Source organism: Bradyrhizobium sp. 62 (assembly GCF_023073035.1).
Lineage (GTDB): Bacteria > Pseudomonadota > Alphaproteobacteria > Rhizobiales > Xanthobacteraceae > Bradyrhizobium.
In genome coordinates this window covers 834,856-852,040 of record NZ_JADPIT010000032.1, presented here as the reverse complement: position 1 = coordinate 852,040, position 17,185 = coordinate 834,856, and the positions used below count along the sequence as shown (strand labels likewise).

The following is a 17,185-nucleotide window of genomic DNA, read 5'->3' as shown; positions in this document are numbered from 1 at the left end:
CCTAGCCGAGCAGGCGCGATTTTCCGGTTTCGCGCGCGAAGCCGAGCGCGATCATCGCCGCGAGCGCGAGCGCAACGTAGTATCCTGTGATTGCGTAGGTGGAGCCCGTCTGCGCAAACAGGCTGGTGGCGACCAGCGGCGCAATGCCGCCGCCGAGCACCGTCCCGAGTTGCTTTCCGATCGACACGCCGGTGAAGCGAATGCGGGTCGGAAACAGCTCCGGGAAATAGCTCCCTTCGCTGCCGAACATCAGCGGATGGATTATCCCCGCGGCGAGGATCACCGCGCACGTCACCAGCATCGTGTCACGGCTCGCGACCACACCGTAGAATGCAAACATCGAGATGGCTGCAAGCACGACGCCGGCCAGGAACAGACGCTTTCGTCCGATGCGGTCGGACCAGGCGCCGATGAGGGGCATCGCAACGAGCCCGACGAGATTGGCAAACAGCACGGCCTGCGTGATGACGTCCTTCTGGACGCCGAGCTGACGGGTCGCGAAGGAGATGGTGAAGATGGCGGTCAGATAGAAATAGGAAGTCTGCGCCATCTCGGCGAAGAACACGATGAGGATCGGCCGCCAGTGCTCCCTCAGGGCTTCGACCACAGGCGCCACTTCAGTCACCTTCGCTTCGCGGAACGTCGCGCTCTCCTCGATGCGCAGGCGCATGTAGACGCCGAGCGCGACCAGCACCGCACTGATCAGGAACGGCACGCGCCAGCCCCATGACAGCAGGTCCGCCTCCGGCAGCCTTGAAATCGTGAGCGCCGCGAACGAGGCGAGCACGACACCGACGGGTCCTGCGGCCTGGATCACCGCGGCCGAGAAGCCGCGCCGGTGCCCGGGCGCCGACTCGATCGCCATAAGGATCGCCGCGGTCGACTCGCCGCCGAGCGCAAACCCCTGGACGAAGCGCAACGCCACGAGCGCGACGGTCGCGGCCACGCCAGCACTGGCGTAGGTCGGCAACAATCCGATCGACATGGTCGCAAGTCCCATCATGAGCAGCGTACACAGCAAGACCGACTTTCGGCCGAGGCGGTCACCGAAATGGCCGAACACAAGCCCGCCGAGCGGACGCGCCAAAAATCCGACGGCAAACGTCGCGAACACCGCAATGGTCGCCGTGAGCTGGTCGAATTTCGGAAAGAACAGCTGATCGAACACCAGCGGCGCGATCAGGCCGTAGATGAAAAAGTCGTACCATTCGATCGCGGTGCCGATGGTGCCGGCAATCAGGATACGCCGGCGGCTGCTCGCCGTCTGCCCGGCAGTGGCGGCGGTTGCAACATGATCGTCGTAGTGCTCCAATGCTCTTGTCGTCACGGTTTCCTCCTCCGGCGTCATTTGCCGTTTTGTCGTTTGTTGTTATTGGCCGCGCAGCCGCTGGTCGGATGCGACGGCAAGAGTCGATCAGCTGGCCAGCCGTGCGCTGTCGCTCGCATTGTGTCCGAGTGCTCGGGCGAGCACGCGCTCGATCATGCCAGCCTGTGATGCGCTGCCACGCCAGGCCACGATCTGGTCGGGGCGTATCAAAGCCAGATCCGCCTGGTAGAGATCGCGCAGCGATTTCGGCAGCGTGACGAGTTTCACATCGACCCCGATCGCCCGGATGGTCTCGGCGAATGACGCATGCGCGGACATGACCTCGCCAAACTGGAGCAGCGTCCACTCGAACCCGAACAGGTCGTACAGGGAGACGCCGTCTTCCAGCCACGCATGCGGGGCGCGGCCGCCGGGACAGGCGCTCGGAACGTAGACGTTCGCGGCGTCGGGCGGCGGCTGGCTGCCATCAGGGACGATGATAGGCGAGCCGTCGTAGCGCCCGCCGAAGGTGACGCCGGGGATGTTGAATTCGGCGCGGGCGTGCTGTTCGAGATAGACGCCCGCGATCCGCCGCGCCTCGCCTCCCGCTTTCGTTGCGTCCTCGATGTCAGGCGCGGGAGCGAACAGACCGAGCGAGTCGGCAAAGCGGCGCGCGTAATCGGTGTTGCGCAGCGCCACCGGACGCCGCTCGACCTCATAGCTGTCGAGCAGCCCCGCCGGGCTCACACCCTTGACGACGCTTGCGAGCTTCCAGCCGAGATTGACCGCATCCTCGATCGCGGTGTTGTAGCCAAGCCCGCCGGTCGGCGTGAACAGATGCGCCGCGTCGCCGCCGAGGAACACCCTGCCCCGCTGCATTCCATTCGCGACCAGCGCGTGCCCGGCGGTCCAGGTCAGGAACGACAGCACTTCGCAGTCGATCGGCGCGCCGCAGGCGCGCTGGAACGCTGCTTTGGCTTCGTCGATCGTAATCGCACTTTCGTCCTCATCGGGCCGAAGCTGCGTGTGAAACGCAAACTCGTCGCGCCCATTCACCGATGCCATGAAGGCGCGGCGGTCGCCGTTGAAGCAATTGTACATCCACGCCTTGGCGTGCGGGATGCTCGCGTAGAATCCGGGCGAACGGAGATAGACCGCCAGCATGCGGCCGCCCATGAAGTCGCGCTGCGCTCCGGTTTCGCCACCGTAGACGATCCCCAGCGATTGCCGGACCATCGAGCGCGGCCCGTCGGCCCCGACCAGGAAGTCGGCCCGGACCTGAAAGCGGCTGTTGTCATCGAGACATTCGATCTCGGCGACGACGCCGTCATCGCTCTCGACGTAGCTGATCAGACGATGACCGTAGCTGAGCCGTATTCCGGGAGGCCGTTCGGCATGGCGGCGCAGCACCGCCTCGACATATTTTTGCGAGACCCGATGCGGCAGCTCGGCCGCGCTCCAGGAGCCCGACATGCCCTTGACGAGTTCGCCCGCGCGTGACGACGACGGCAACTGAAATCGGGCCAGCTCGTAGCCGGTGTAGCGCGTGAAATACGCAACGTCAGTCGGATAATCCGCTGGCAGACCTTCGCGTCGGATCTCGTCGGCAAAACCCAGCCGCCGATAGTGCTCCATCGAGCGCGCCTGCGTCGCATTGGCTTGCGGATTGAATGCCGTGCCCGGCTTTTCATCGACCAGGACCGCGGACACGCCGCGCCGGCCGAGCTCGTTGGCGAGCATCAGGCCGCAGGGCCCCCCACCCACGATGAGCACCGAGGCCGTCAGACATGTTTCCAAGACGCTTCTCCCTACCAGCATTATCCTGCATGGTAAGGTTGCCTGACGATATCGTCAAGTAGCCTGACTAATCGGGCTCGTGGAGCGTGTCGAATTGCGCGCCGTAGACTGCCAATCCCTTCAGGATCGTGTCCATCGTGGCCTTGCCGAGTTCGGCGCGCATCTCCTGCTCGGCAACGTCGACGGCGTCGCGGAACGCATCGAGCCATTTGCGTCCCGCCGGCGTGAACATGACGATGCGCGCGCGCCGATCGGTCGGATCGGCGATGCGATCGACCAGGCCGAGCTCGGCGCATTGATCGACCAGCTCGCCCATCGCTTGCTTGCTCATGGAGGCGCGGCGGGCGAGTTCCGTCAGTCTGGTCCCCTCGACGTCGAGATTGCGTGTGAGGCCGACATGCGCGATCCGGGTTTCGTCATGCCCCTTCTCGCTCATCAGCTCGAGCACACGACCTTCGAAGCGCCGCACCGCGTTGTTGAGCAGCCGACCGATGTTGGCATGCCGCCATGCGGTGCCGGATGTCCTGGCTTTCAATGGATGTGCCTTCTGCAAAGCCGCCTGAATTCGAAAATGTCGCTCACTTCGCCGCGTCGATCCAGATCCCCGGCTGCGAATGCTCGCGGATGTGGGTGACCAGGAAGTCGGAAAAGACCCTGATCTTGGCGGGCAATCCGGCACGGTTCTGGTAGGCGATGTTCATCGTCAGCAGCGGCAGCTCCCAGTCCATCAAAACCGGGACGAGACGGCCCGCCGCGATGTCGCTTTGCACGATATAGAGCGGCTGGATGAGGATGCCGAGCCCCGCCAGTGCTGCGCCGCGGATGACCTGGCCGTCATTGCTGTCGAGCGTCGGCGTGATGCGGGCAGTCTGCGCGCCGTTGCCTTTGCGCAGGCGCAGCGAATAGGGATCGTTGGCGAGATTATAGACCAGCATGTTATGGCGCGCGAGATCGACCGGCTGCTCCGGCTCGCCGCAGCTTGCGAGATAGGACGGCGCAGCAGCGAGCACCCGCCGCATCTGGCCGATGCGGCGGACGATAATGTTCGAATCCGGCTCCTGCTCGCGCGTCCTGATCGCCACGTCGATGCCGGCCTCGATGAAATCGGAGTAGCGGTTGGCGGTGGTGATCTGCATGTTGAGCTTCGGATAGCGCGCGCGGAAGGCCGGCAGCATCGGCGCCAGATAGATCACCGCAAAGGACAGCGAGCTCGTGACCCGCAGCGTGCCTTGCGGCGACAGCGCGCGATCGCTGACGATGTCCTCGGCTTCCGCCAGTTCGCTCAAAACCCGGCTCGAGCGCTCCAGCAGTACCTGCCCCGCCTCCGTCAACCACAGCCGACGGGTGTTGCGCTCGATCAGCCGGACCGCAAGGCGCTCCTCGAGCGCGCTGAGATGGCGGCTCGCGGCAGCATTCGACATGCGCAGGGCTTCGGCAGCTTTGGACATGCTGCCGAGCTCGGCCGTCTTGGCGAACACTTCCAATTGGAGCAGGCGGTCCATTCTTTCGCAAACAGGAAAAGAGACTTGCGATTATTGAGCTTTATTTCCACATCCCGCAAGTCAAAATGGACAAAACACAAGCAGGATAACAGGCGAGGAAACAGGGAAATGTCGGGCCGGATCAGGCACATCGTGATGTGGCGGCTGCGCGGGGAGACGCCCGCGGAGCGGGCCGCCGCCCGGGTCAAGGTCAAGACCCTGTTCGAGGGCTTGCGCGGCCGGATCGACGGCCTCACCCATATCGAAGTCGGCCTCGACGTCAGCGATGTCGACTACGCCTGCGACGTCGTTCTGTTCTCCGAATTCACCGACCACGCTGCGCTCGCGGCCTATGCCACCCACCCGGAACATTTGCGGGTGCGCGAGGCGCTGGGCGACTTGCGGATCGGACGCTTCCAGGTCGATTATCCCATCAAAGAGACCGGCACATGATCGGTACGTTCACCTTTGAAAACCTGCCCTGCCGCGTCGTGTTCGGCAGCGGAACGTTGGCTGGCGCCAAGGCCGAGGTCGAGCGGCTCGGCGGCAAGCGCGCGCTGGTGCTGACAACGCCGCAACAGGAGGCGCAAGGCAAGAGCTTGGGCGCGGCGCTCGGTTCGCTCTACACCGGCATTTTTCCGGGCGCGACCATGCACACGCCGGTCGAGGTCACGGAGCGGGCGCTCGCGGCGATGAAGGCTTGCGAGGCCGACTGCGTCATTTCCCTCGGTGGCGGATCCACGACCGGCCTCGGCAAGGCGCTCGCCCTGCGCACAGGAATCAACCAGCTCTGCATTCCCACCACCTATGCCGGCTCGGAGATGACGCCGATCGTCGGCCAGACCGAGAACGGGCTGAAGACCACGGTACGCGACGCCGCCATCCTGCCCGAGACCGTGATCTACGATGTCGACCTCACTTTGACGCTGCCGGCGAGCCTGGCCGCGACATCAGGCATCAATGCGATCGCGCATGCGGTCGAAGCGCTCTACGCGCGCGACACCAATCCCGTCACGTCGCTGATGGCGGAAGAAGGCATTCGCGCGTTGGCACGTGCGCTGCCCGCCATCGCCACGAAAAGCGATGATCGCGAGGCTCGCACCGAAGCGCTCTATGGCGCCTGGCTGTGCGGCGTCTGCCTCGGCACCGTCGGCATGGCGCTGCATCACAAGCTCTGCCACACGCTCGGCGGCACCTTTGACCTGCCGCATGCCGAGACCCACACCATCGTGCTGCCGCACGCGCTGGCCTACAACGCGCCGGCCGTGCCCGACGCGATGGCGCGGATCTCCCGCGCCATCGGCGCCGCCGATGCATCGCAGGGGCTTTTCGAGCTGGCGAAGCGGCTGGGTGCGAAGGTCGCATTGCGCGACATCGGCATGCCCGAAAGCGGCATCGACAAGGCCGCGGATCTCGCGGTCACCAACGCCTATTGGAACCCGCGCCCGCTCGAACGCGACGCCATCCGCGACCTGATCGCGCGCGCCTGGGCCGGTGAGCCGCCTGTCACCGGCAAAGCGGTGGCTTGAAAATGCGGCGCACGCTGATCAAATCCGCCACGATCATCAGCATGGATGACACGATCGGCGACTTCGACATCGGCGACGTGCTGATCGAGGGCAGCCGCATCGTTGACGTGCGTCCATCGATCGACGTCGGCGGCAGTGCGGCCGAGACCGAGATCGTGGACGGTACCGGCCGCATCGTCATCCCCGGCCTGATCAACGCCCATATGCACACCTGGCAGACGGGCTTGCGCGGCTATGCCGCCAACTGGACGCTGCTGGAATATTTCCGCCGCATGCATGCCGGGCTCGCTACGGTCTTCAGGCCCGAGGACATTTATATCGCGACCTTGATGGGTGCGCTGAACCAGATCAACCAAGGCACCACGACGCTGGTCGACTGGTGCCACAACAATCCGACGCCCGATCATACCAACGCCGCCGTGCGCGGCCTGATCGAGAGCGGTATTCGCGCGGCCTTCTTCCACGGCTCGCCAAAGCCCGAGCCCAAATCGGGCGAGCCGCATTTCTCGGAGATCCCGCATCCACGCCGTGAGGTCGAGCGACTGCTGGCGGGGCCCCTCGCCGACCGCGACGGCCTGGTCACGCTTGGGCTCGCGATCCTCGGCCCGCATTATTCGACGCTGGACGTCGCCATGCACGATTTCGGCATGGCACGCGAGCTCAAGCTGATCGCATCCATGCATCAGGGCGGCGGTCCCGCCAAGACGCCCGGTGGCTGGGAGAAGCTGATCGAGGCGGGTCTCGTCGGCGCCGGCACCAACATCGTCCATGGCAACGACCTGCCTGACGCACTGCTGGATCGGATGGTCGATCTCGGCGTCTCCTTCTCGGTGACGCCGGAGAACGAGATGATCCAGGGCCACGGCTTCCCCATCACCGGACGGCTGCTCAAGCGCGGCGTGCGGCCGACCATCGGCATCGATCTGGAATCCGTGCTGGCCGGCGACCTCCTCTCCGCCGCGCGCGTTGCACTCTCGATGCAGCGGGCACGCGACAACGCGGAGTCGCGCAAGGCCAGCGGCACCATTCCGGCGACGACCACGATCCCAGTCCGCGAGGCGCTGCGCTGGATCACGACGGAAGGCGCCCGCATGCTCGGTCGCGAAGACCAGATCGGCTCGCTGACGCCGGGCAAGCTCGCCGACCTCGTCGTCATTGATGCCAGCGATCTCAACCTCGTACCTGTGCACGATCCCGTCTCCACCGTGGTGATGCAGACCAGCCTTGCGAATATTGAGGCCGTGATGATCGGCGGCGTGTGGAAGAAGCGGAATGGACGGCTGCTGGCCGACGGCCTGGAGGCGAAGAAGGAACTGCTCGTGCAATCAGGCCGGCGGCTGGTGCACGACATCGAACGACAGGGACATTCCGCCTGATGGCGTCAAGGACAACAACAATGACTGATACGCCAAAGAACATCGCTTTCATCGGGATCGGCAAGATGGGCCTGCCGATGTCGGTGCTCGTCGCCAAGGCTGGTTACGCCGTGACCGCGTTCGACCGGAGTGCCGAACGGCTCGACGAGGCGCGCGCGCAAGGCATTTCGACTGCCGCTTCGCCGGCCGAAGCCGTGGACGGCAAGGCCGCGATCGTCACGTCCCTGCCCGATGACGTGGCCTTGAGCGGCGCATTGCTCGGCTCCACCGGCCTCATCGCCGCGATGGCTGCTGGATCTGTTGTGATCGAGACCAGCACCGTGAGCGTCGAGGCTTCCGCAGAGGTCGACGCCGCCGCCCAGGCGCGCGGTGTCCTCTACCTGCGGGCGCCGGTCTCCGGCAACGCCAGCATCGTCCACACCGGCGCGCTGAGCTGCTTCGTCTCGGGCCCCAAGGACGCCTACGAAAAGGCAAAGCCGCTGCTCGCCGCCTTCACCCGCGCCCAGACCTATCTCGGGCCCGGCGAGGAAGCGCGATATGCCAAGCTTGCGGTCAATCTAATGATCGCTGTGTCGGCCGCCATGATGGCGGAGAGCCTCGCGCTCGCGCGCAAGGGCGGCATCGGCTGGCAGGACATTCTGAAAGTTCTCGACGACAGCGCAGTGGCCTCACCGATGGTGAAGTACAAGACCGCGCCGCTGCGTAACCGCGATTTCGACTCGACCTTCTCCTGCAAGCAGATGGCCAAGGATCTCGACTTGATTCTCGGCGCCGGCCACGCCGTCGGCGTGCCTCTGCAGCTCGCGGCGCAAGTGCGCGAAACCTATGGCTCACTGGTCGCACAGGGCGACGGCGAGGCCGACTTCATCGCGACCGTCAAGCATCTGGAACGTCTGTCCGGGCTTGGCGAGCCCAAACTCTGATCGCGGAGACACCCATGCGCAATTTTAACGAGAACACCATCACGGACGCGGTGCTGGAACGGGTCGCGGGCGCGACCGACCCGCGGATCAAGCAGGTCAGCGAAGCGCTGGTGCGCCACCTCCATGCCTTCGTCCGCGAGGTGCGACCGACCCAGAAGGAATGGGAATACGGCATCGACTTCCTGACCCGCACCGGCCACATGTGCGACGACAAGCGCCAGGAATTCATCCTGCTGTCGGACGCGCTTGGCGTCTCCATGCTGGTCGACGCCATCAACCATCCGGTGCCGGAAGGCGCGACCGAGACCACGGTACTCGGTCCGTTCTTCGTGCAGGCGTCGCCCGAGAAAGACAACGGCGCTGACATCTCCGGCCCGATGGAAGGCGATCCGATGCTCGTCACCGGCTCGGTGTCGACCGTCGACGGACGGCCGCTTGCCGGCGCCGTCGTGGATGTCTGGCATTCCGACGATGATGGCTATTACGACGTGCAGCAGCTCGACAAGATCGGCGACCTCGCGATGCGGGCGCGCTTCCACACGGATGCCAACGGCCGCTTCAATTTCTGGTCGATCAAGCCGGCCGCCTATCCGATTCCGCATGACGGTACCGTCGGCGACATGCTGGAGGTCCAGGGCCGCCATCCCTGGCGCCCGGCACACGTGCATTTCATGATCTCGGCGCCCGGCTTCGAGCAACTCGTGACCCACGTGTTCGTCGCCGGCGACCAGTATCTCGACTCCGACGTGGTGTTCGGCGTCAAGGACAGCCTGATCCGCGAATTTGTGCGGTGCCCGCCCGGCCGTGCGCCCGATGGTCGCATGGTGGACAGCGAGTATTTTCACCTCAACTATGATTTCGGCCTGAAGCAGGTCGCTAGCAGCGCAAGAGCCGCTTAAGCTGAACATCGCGGACCAGACAAGAGTCCGATAACAAGGCAGACAGGGAGCAAGGATGGGACCGCGGGTCAGCACGAGCATATTGGCCGATCGCCTCATGGGCATGATCGGCCCGCGCGCGAGCGTCGCGCGTGGCGTGCTCGATCAGCATGGGCAGAGCGAGTCGCATTATCGCAACCTGCCGCCCGACATCGTCGTCTTTCCCGAAACCACGCAGGAGGTCGCGGAGATCGTCAAGCTGTGCGCTGGCGCGAATATGCCCATCGTGCCCTTCGGCGCTGGGACCTCGCTCGAAGGCAATGCGGCTGCGGTCGCGGGCGGCGTCTGCTTCGACTTCGCACGCATGAACAAGGTGCTGGCGGTGCACGACAGCGACATGGACGTCGTCGTGCAGCCGGGCATCACCCGAAAGCAGCTCAATGCGGAGCTGCGCGGCACTGGACTTTTCTTTCCGATCGATCCCGGCGCCGACGCCTCGATCGGCGGCATGACGTCCACGCGTGCCTCCGGCACCATGGCGGTGCGCTACGGCACCATGAAGGACAATGTCTTGGCGCTGGAGGTGGTGCTGGCCGACGGCCGCGTGATCCGGACCGCCAGGCGCGCGCGCAAGTCCGCCGCCGGTTACGACCTGACCCGCATGTTCGTCGGCGCCGAGGGCACCCTCGGACTCCTCACCGAGATCACGCTGAAGGTCCATCCCGTGCCGCAGGCGATCTCGGCCGCGGTTTGCAGCTTCGACACTCTGCACGACGCCGTCGACACCGCGATCTCAGTTATCCAGTCCGCGATCCCCGTCGCGCGCATCGAGTTGCTCGACGACGTCATGATGCGCGGCATCAACGCCTATGCAAAGCTCGGCTATCGCGAAGCCCCGACCCTGTTCTTCGAATTCCATGGTTCCGAGACTTCGGTTGCCGAGCAGGCTGAGGCCGCACAGGCAATTGCCGCCGACCATGGCGGCCATGGCTTTGCCTGGGCCAAGGCGCAGGAAGACCGCAGCCGGCTCTGGCACGCCCGCGACAACACGCTCTATGCCGGCCTGGGCCTGCGCCCCGGCGCGCGTGCCGTGATCACCGACGTCTGTGTGCCGATCTCGCGATTGGCGGAATGCCTCACGGATACCCGGCGCGATGCGGACGAGCACGGTTTCACGGCGCCTATCGTCGGCCATGTCGGCGACGGCAATTTCCACATGCTGATCCTGATCGACCCGGCAAGGCCGGAAGAAGTCGAGGGCGCCAAGGCGCTCCAGGCCCGCATGGTCGCCCGCGCCATTGCCATGGACGGCACCTGCACCGGCGAGCACGGCATCGGGCTCGGCAAGATCGACTATCTCACCGACGAACTCGGCGAGGCCGTCGATGTGATGCGGTCAATCAAAACCGCGCTCGACCCTGATGGACTGATGAACCCCGGAAAGATCTTTGCAGGCGGAGCGCGCGCATGAGCACCGCCGCATTGGCCGTCGAGCCCGCCGCCCCCACGCCGCTGCTGGAGCTGCGCGGTATCAGCAAGGAGTTTCCCGGCGTCAAGGCGCTGGATGACGTGTCCTTTGTCGTCTTCCCCGGCGAAGTCCACATGCTGCTGGGCGAGAACGGCGCCGGCAAGTCGAGCCTGATGAAGGTGCTGTGCGGGGCCTACCGCGCCGATGCCGGCGAGTTCTACTACAAGGGCGAGCAGGTCGCGATCAACTCGGCCGCGGACGCGCAGAAGGTCGGCATCGCCGTGATCTTCCAGGAATTCTCCCTCGTCCCCCATCTCGATATCGCCCAGAACATCTTCCTCGGCCGCGAGCCGAAGGGCCGTATCCCCGGCACCATCGACCGGCGCAGGATTCTGGCCGACGCCGCGCGCGTGCTCGGCACGATCGGCTTCGAGATCGATCCCTCCACCATCGTCGACAAGTTGGGGGTGGCGCAGCAGCAGATGGTCGAGATCGCCAAGGCGATCAGCCAGAACGCGCGCATCTTGGTGATGGACGAGCCGACCGCGGCGCTGTCCGATCGCGAGACCGAGCTGCTGTTCGCGCTGATCGCGCGGCTGAAGGCCGACGGCGTCTCCATCGTCTATATCTCGCACCGCATGGCCGAGGTATTCGCGCTCGGCGACCGCATCACCGTGCTGCGCGACGGTCGTCGCATCGATGGTGTTCGCCCGGCCGACGTCACGCCGGACCAGCTCGTCCGCATGATGGTCGGTCGCAACGTCGATATGACCTATCCGCGCAATTTTGCCGACAAACCCGGCGACGTTCTGCTCGAGGTCAAGGGCCTGAGCGCCTCCACCGGCATCTCGGACATCAACATCGAGGTGCGCCGCGGCGAGATCGTCGGCCTGTGTGGCCTGGTCGGCTCGGGCCGCAGCGAGGTCGCGCGCGCGATCTTCGGTGCCGATCCCGTGACATCAGGCGAGATTGTTTTCGACGGCAAGACTATCTCCGGCGAGCCTGATCTTGCCGCCCGCCGCGGCATTGCGCTGATCCCGGAGAGCCGCAAGAGCGAAGGCCTCGCGCTGCTGCGATCAGTGAGCGACAATCTGGTGGTGTCGGCGCTGCGAAAACTGTTCCCTAGCGGTCTGTTCGATCAGCGCCGGGCACAGAGCACGTCCGACGGCCTGATCCGTCAGCTACGTATTGCGACGCCCAGCGCGCGCCAGATCGTCGGTCTGCTCTCGGGCGGCAATCAGCAGAAGATCGTGATCGGCAAGTGGCTCGCCGCCGGCTCGAAACTTTTCATCTTCGACGAGCCGACCCGGGGCATCGACATCGGTGCCAAGGCCGAAATCTTCGCCCTGATCGACCGCCTAGTCGCGGAAGGCGCGGCGGCGCTGATGATCTCGTCCGAACAGGTCGAGATCTGCCACGTCTGCGACCGCGCCTATGTGATGCGCGAGGGGCGCATCGCCGGGCACCTCGCGCGCAATGAGCTGACAGAGGAGAACATCGTGCGACTGGGGATGCATCATGCGTGAGGCCGCGGTCGTCTCTCAACCCAATCCGCTGCAACGGATTCCCGGCGTTGCCATCGTGCTGGTGCTGCTGATCGCGCTGTTCAGCGCGATCGCGCCCGGCTTCCTGTCGGTCGCCAACCTCTCCAATGTGCTGGTGCAGTCTACGATCCTGACCATGCTCGCGCTGCCGATGACCTTGATCATCATGACCGAGGGGCTGGACCTGTCGATGGGCGCGGTGCTGACGCTGACCTCGCTCTGCGTCGCAATCGTCTCGCTCGCAACCCACTCGATGTTGCTGGGCTTAGGTGCCGGACTCCTCGTCGGCACAGCCTTCGGCTTCGCCAATGGCTGGCTGGTCGCCATCGTGGGCATCCCGCCCTTCGTGGCGACGCTCGGTACGCTCGGCATGGCGCAAGGCCTGTCGCTGATCGTCAGCGACGGCCAGAGCGTGGTCGGCATCCCCCACAGTGTGCGCGACATCTATTCGGCGACGCTTCTCGGCGTGCCCGTGCCGATCGTGATGGCGCTGGTGACCTATGCCGCCTTTCACGGCCTGCTCTATCACACCCGCTTCGGCACCTATATCTTTGCGCTCGGCGGCAACCGGGAGGCGCTGCGCTACGCCGGCCTCTCACCGAACAAGCTGCTGATCGCGGTCTATGCAATTGGCGGCGCCATGGCCGGCATCGCCGGCCTGCTGATGACAGCGCGCATGAATTCCGGGCATCCAACCGCGGGCCTCGGTCTCGAATTCGATGCGATCGCGGCCGTCGCCGTTGGCGGCACGTCGTTCGAGCGCGGCAATGGCTGGCTGCTCGGCACGCTGCTCGGCGTGCTCTCGGTCGGCGTGCTGCGCAACGGGCTGAACCTGATCTCGCTGCCCTCCTCGGTGCAGGTCGCGAGCGTCGGCGTCCTCGTCATCGTTGCCCTCTTCCTTGACGGCCTGCGGAGCCGCGCATGACCGACATCAGCAAAGACGCCATTGCGCCGCCCCGCTCGTTCCTGTCACAGGACGCGATCCAGGTATTCTATCGCCTGCTCGCGGCGCTGCTGATCTGTGCGGTGCTCGCCGTGCTCAGCGATTCCTTCCTGAGCCTCGGCAACATCCTCAATGTGCTCAGGCAGGCGAGCCTGACCTTCTTCATCGCCTCCGGCCTGACCCTGGTGGTGCTGACCGCGGGCCTCGATCTCTCCGTCGGCGCCAATGTCGCGCTGTCCGCCTGCATCGCCGGGACCGTGATCCACAAGACCGGCTCGCCGGCGCTCGGCATCCTCACCGGGCTTGCCTGCGGCGGCATCGTTGGGCTCCTCAACGGCGTCATGGTCACCGCGCTGCGCATCCCCTCCTTCATCGCCACCTACGGCATGCTCTGGGTGCTGAACGGCCTCACCTATTGGTACATGGCGGGCGAAACCCTTCACGGCTTCCCGGCCGGCTTTCGCCAGATCGGCAGCGGCTATCTCTTCGGCTTGCCGATCCCGGTCTACCTGCTGCTGGTGTTCCTGGGGATCGGAACGCTGTTTGCGCAGCGCACGATCTGGGGCCAGGAGATCTATGCGATCGGTGCCAATCCGGTCGCGGCACGGCTCTCCGGCATTCCGGTCGCGCGCCGCCTGCTGCTGGTCTACGCCGTCTCGGGCACCATGGCCGGGCTCGCCTCGATCATCTTCCTGTCGCGGCTCAATTCGGCCGAGGCCGACATCGGCGAAAGCCTGACGCTGCCTGCGATCGCCGCCGTGCTGATCGGCGGCACCTCGCTGTTCGGCGGCGTCGGCACCGTGTTCGGCACTTTCATCGGCGCATTGATCCTGACGCTGGTGCTGAACGGCATGAACCTCTTGTCGGTCAGCGCCAACTGGCAGCCGCTGGTCACCGGCATCATCGTCATTCTCGCGGTCTGGCTCGACATGAAGACCCGCCGCCGCGCGCAATGAGTTCTTGAACGACCAACAAGCAAAACGAGGGATGGAGGCAACATGAAACAGACACTGGGTTATTTGGCGCTGCCGCTGCTGATGGCGGCCGCGCTCACCACGCCAGCGCGCGCGGACGGCGAGACCATCGCCGTCTTCACCAAGAACCAGACCAACCCGTTCTTCCAGACGGTGCGGGTCGGCGCCGACAACATGGCCAAGACGCTAAACGCGAAGACGCTGCAGTACATTCCGACCAAGCCCGACAGCATTCCCGAGCAGCTCAGCCAGATCGAGGACGTCGTGGTGAAGAAGCCGAGCGCCATCGTCTTCACGCCGGTCGACTACAAGGCGATGGTGCCGGGTGTCGAGAAGATCAACGACGCCAAAATTCCCGTCGTCAACATCACCGACCGCTCGGCCGGTGGCAAGTTCCTGTCCTTCGTCGGCGCCGACGATTACAGCCTCGGGCTCGAGACCGCGCGCTTCCTGCTGAAGACGCTGGGCGGCAAGGGCAACATCGTCATCATCGAGGGCGTCAAGGGCTCGCTGACCAATGTCGACCGCGTCCGCGGCTTCAACGACGCGCTGAAGGAAAATGCCGGTGCGAAACTGCTGGCCTCGCAGCCCGGCAACTACCAGCGGCTCCAGGCGCTGCAGGTGATGGAGAATCTGATGCAGTCGAACGCGCAGATCGACGGCGTGCTCGCCGCAAACGACGCCATGGCGGTTGGCGCCATCGAGGCGCTCGACGGCGCCAACCGCAAGGCGCAGGTGATCGGCATCAACGGCACCAAGGAAGCGATCGACGCGATCAAGTCCGGCAAGCTGCTCGCGAGCGGCGACTACAACGGATTTTTTCAAGGCTGCCTCGGCACCATGATGGCGATCCGCTCCTTGCGCAACCAGCCTGTCATCGCCGAGATCGTGCTGAAGCCAACCGTCATCACCAAGGACAATTACCAGCCGTTCGACGTGCCGCTGGAGCAGCGCAGCTGCCCGACTTTCGAGGAAGCCAGCAAGCTCGGCGGCAAGTAAGTCAGCACACCTTCACGACAAGCTCGGACGGCCGCAGCCGCGGCCGTCCCAAGAACACGAGACATAAACGGAGACCATCATGCTGTTCGCCATTCACGCCCTCGACCGCGCCGGCGCGCTACCGACCCGGCTCGCCAATTACGACGCCCACAAGGCTTTCCTGAGCGACACCTCGCGCTTCGGCGTCAAGATCGTGATGTCGGGGCCGCTCGTCTCCGACGACGGCGCGACCATGATCGGCAGCCTGTTCCTGATCGAGGCAGCGGGCCGTGGCGACGTCGAGGCTTTCAATCGCGCCGATCCGTTTGCAGCGGCCGATATCTGGGAAAAGGTCACGATCACGGGCTTCCTGCGCCGCCAGGGTTGAAGGCGGCTAATCAAAAAACGCGAAAACAACCCCATGCACAGTAGAATGAGGTTGTTTTTACACATGAATTTTCGTCGCAAACGTTTTTGACTCGTCGGGCAAAACAGGAGCAGAGTGCCATCCTCACCCGATTGTCGCCCCCAAGCCTCGATCGAAAGGTTTGCCGCCGGCCTAACGGCTAGCTGCTCGCCACCGCTGCACCATCTTCGAGATGACAGGCCACCCACTGCTCGGGTCCAGCCGCGCGCAATGTCGGCTCTTCGCTCCGGCAGCGGTCGAACACGTATGGGCAACGGGTGTGGAAGCGGCACCCGCTCGGTGGATTGATCGGGCTCGGCACGTCTCCCTTGAGGATGATCGGATTGCGCTGGGCCCCCGGCTCGGGCAGCGGCACGGCCGAGAGCAGCGCCTTGGTGTAAGGATGCTTTGGCGCGGCGAAGATCTCGTAGCGCGGCGCCACCTCGACGATCTTGCCGAGATACATCACCGCGACGCGATGGGTCATGTGCTCGACGATCGCGAGGTCATGGCTGATGAACAGCAGCGCCAGGCCGAACTCGCGCTGGAGATCCTGCAGCAGATTGACGATCTGGGCCTTGACCGAGACGTCGAGCGCCGAGCCGGCCTCGTCGCAGACGATCAGGTCGGGCTCGGCGGCGAGCGCCCGCGCGATGCCGATGCGCTGGCGCTGGCCGCCGGAGAATTCGTGCGGCCTGCGGTTCAGCGCCTCGCGCGGCAGGCGCACGGTATCCATCAGCGCCGTCACGCGGGTCTCGAGATCGATCGCGGATTTGGCGAGGCCGAAATTGCGGATCGGCTCGGCCAGGATATCGCGCACGCGCATGCGCGGATTGAGGCTCGAGAACGGGTCCTGGAACACCACCTGCACGCGGCGGCGCATCTGGCGCATCGTGCTCGGATGGGCGTCGTCGATACGCTGACCGTCGAGGATGACCTGCCCCGCCGTGATGTCGAACAGACGCAGGATCGCACGGCCGACCGTCGATTTGCCGCAGCCGGACTCGCCGACCAGCGAGAGCGTCTCGCCGCGCGCGATCTCGAACGACACGCCGTCCACCGCATAGACCCATTCGGACTTGCGGCTGAACAGGCCCTTTTTGACCGGGAAGTGCTTCTTGAGGTCGTTGACCTGGAGCAGCGGGGGACTCATGCCGCGACCGCTCCCTTGGCCGCATAGTGGCAGGCCACGACGTGACGTGGCCCCTTCTCTTCGAGCCCCGGCGCGTACTGCCGGCACAGATCGGTCGCGAGCGCGCAACGTCCGGCGAAGACGCAGCCGACGATGGGCTTGCGCAGGTCAGGCACCTGCCCCGGGATCTCTGCCAGCCGCCTCGCGGTGCCGGTCAGCGACGAGCCGAGCCGCGGCACTGCACCGAGCAGGCCCTGCGTGTACGGATGACGCGGCGAACGGAACAGGTCCGCCACCGGCGCCTCCTCGACCTTACGGCCGGCATACATGACCATGACGCGCTCGGCGATCTCGGCGACCACGCCGAGATCGTGGGTGATCAGGATGATCGCCGCGCCAACCCGGTGCTTGAGATCCAGCATCAGCTTCAGGATCTGCGCCTGGATCGTC

Annotated in this window: 17 protein-coding genes; 11 read left to right on the top strand and 6 right to left on the bottom strand. The window is 65.1% G+C overall.

Annotated features, from left to right (window positions below; translation table 11 throughout):
• Position 1: 1 nt before the first annotated feature.
• From IVB47_RS33290 to IVB47_RS33275, 4 genes are all read right to left on the bottom strand, one after another.
• On the bottom strand, positions 2-1,327 hold the full coding sequence (locus IVB47_RS33290) for an MFS transporter (protein WP_247467859.1): 1,326 nt from the start codon (positions 1,325-1,327) through the stop codon (positions 2-4).
• An 87-nt stretch (positions 1,328-1,414) separates the two neighbouring features.
• Complete coding sequence (locus IVB47_RS33285) at positions 1,415-3,124, bottom strand: FAD-dependent oxidoreductase (protein WP_247467856.1); 1,710 nt, start codon at positions 3,122-3,124, stop codon at positions 1,415-1,417.
• A gap of 46 nt (positions 3,125-3,170) precedes the next feature.
• Positions 3,171-3,638 (bottom strand): MarR family transcriptional regulator, encoded by a 468-nt coding sequence (locus IVB47_RS33280; RefSeq protein WP_247289064.1) that lies wholly within the window; start codon positions 3,636-3,638, stop codon positions 3,171-3,173.
• A 43-nt stretch (positions 3,639-3,681) separates the two neighbouring features.
• Positions 3,682-4,605, bottom strand: coding sequence for a LysR family transcriptional regulator (locus IVB47_RS33275; protein WP_247467851.1), 924 nt, complete (start codon positions 4,603-4,605; stop codon positions 3,682-3,684).
• A gap of 108 nt (positions 4,606-4,713) precedes the next feature.
• Here IVB47_RS33275 and IVB47_RS33270 point away from each other — a divergent pair, with 108 nt between their 5' ends.
• The 11 genes from IVB47_RS33270 (at position 4,714) to IVB47_RS33220 (ending at position 15,585) form a co-directional block, all read left to right on the top strand.
• Entirely contained in the window at positions 4,714-5,037 is a 324-nt protein-coding gene (locus IVB47_RS33270; protein ID WP_027569280.1) for a Dabb family protein, read from the top strand.
• Positions 5,034-6,113: a maleylacetate reductase gene (locus IVB47_RS33265; RefSeq protein WP_247467849.1), complete on the top strand. Its 1,080-nt coding sequence runs from the start codon at positions 5,034-5,036 to the stop codon at positions 6,111-6,113. Before IVB47_RS33270 ends, IVB47_RS33265 begins: the two co-directional genes overlap by 4 nt.
• A 2-nt stretch (positions 6,114-6,115) precedes the next feature.
• Positions 6,116-7,489 (top strand): amidohydrolase family protein, encoded by a 1,374-nt coding sequence (locus tag IVB47_RS33260; RefSeq protein ID WP_247467845.1) that lies wholly within the window; start codon positions 6,116-6,118, stop codon positions 7,487-7,489.
• A 20-nt stretch (positions 7,490-7,509) separates the two neighbouring features.
• Complete coding sequence (locus tag IVB47_RS33255; protein ID WP_247467842.1) at positions 7,510-8,412, top strand: NAD(P)-dependent oxidoreductase; 903 nt, start codon at positions 7,510-7,512, stop codon at positions 8,410-8,412.
• Positions 8,413-8,426: 14 nt separating this feature from the next.
• On the top strand, positions 8,427-9,311 hold the full coding sequence (locus IVB47_RS33250) for an intradiol ring-cleavage dioxygenase (protein ID WP_247467839.1): 885 nt from the start codon (positions 8,427-8,429) through the stop codon (positions 9,309-9,311).
• A gap of 55 nt (positions 9,312-9,366) precedes the next feature.
• Positions 9,367-10,761 (top strand): FAD-linked oxidase C-terminal domain-containing protein, encoded by a 1,395-nt coding sequence (locus tag IVB47_RS33245; RefSeq protein WP_247467836.1) that lies wholly within the window; start codon positions 9,367-9,369, stop codon positions 10,759-10,761.
• Positions 10,758-12,284 (top strand): sugar ABC transporter ATP-binding protein, encoded by a 1,527-nt coding sequence (locus IVB47_RS33240; protein WP_247467833.1) that lies wholly within the window; start codon positions 10,758-10,760, stop codon positions 12,282-12,284. Before IVB47_RS33245 ends, IVB47_RS33240 begins: the two co-directional genes overlap by 4 nt.
• A complete protein-coding gene (locus IVB47_RS33235) occupies positions 12,277-13,227 on the top strand; it encodes an ABC transporter permease (RefSeq protein ID WP_027569273.1) in 951 nt (316 codons plus the stop codon). Before IVB47_RS33240 ends, IVB47_RS33235 begins: the two co-directional genes overlap by 8 nt.
• Complete coding sequence (locus IVB47_RS33230) at positions 13,224-14,201, top strand: ABC transporter permease (protein ID WP_027569272.1); 978 nt, start codon at positions 13,224-13,226, stop codon at positions 14,199-14,201. The genes IVB47_RS33235 and IVB47_RS33230 overlap by 4 nt, the downstream gene beginning before the upstream one ends.
• A 42-nt stretch (positions 14,202-14,243) precedes the next feature.
• Positions 14,244-15,218, top strand: coding sequence for a sugar ABC transporter substrate-binding protein (locus tag IVB47_RS33225; RefSeq protein ID WP_247359719.1), 975 nt, complete (start codon positions 14,244-14,246; stop codon positions 15,216-15,218).
• 79 nt (positions 15,219-15,297) lie between these two features.
• Positions 15,298-15,585: a YciI family protein gene (locus IVB47_RS33220; protein WP_247359720.1), complete on the top strand. Its 288-nt coding sequence runs from the start codon at positions 15,298-15,300 to the stop codon at positions 15,583-15,585.
• Between the two features lie 178 nt (positions 15,586-15,763).
• On the opposite strand, the gene IVB47_RS33215 is transcribed toward IVB47_RS33220, so the two are convergent.
• Both IVB47_RS33215 and IVB47_RS33210 read right to left on the bottom strand, forming a co-directional pair.
• On the bottom strand, positions 15,764-16,756 hold the full coding sequence (locus IVB47_RS33215) for an oligopeptide/dipeptide ABC transporter ATP-binding protein (RefSeq protein WP_247467830.1): 993 nt from the start codon (positions 16,754-16,756) through the stop codon (positions 15,764-15,766).
• The coding region (locus IVB47_RS33210) for an oligopeptide/dipeptide ABC transporter ATP-binding protein (RefSeq protein ID WP_346730826.1) at positions 16,753-17,185 on the bottom strand (433 nt) is incomplete at its 5' end. The genes IVB47_RS33215 and IVB47_RS33210, both read right to left, overlap by 4 nt.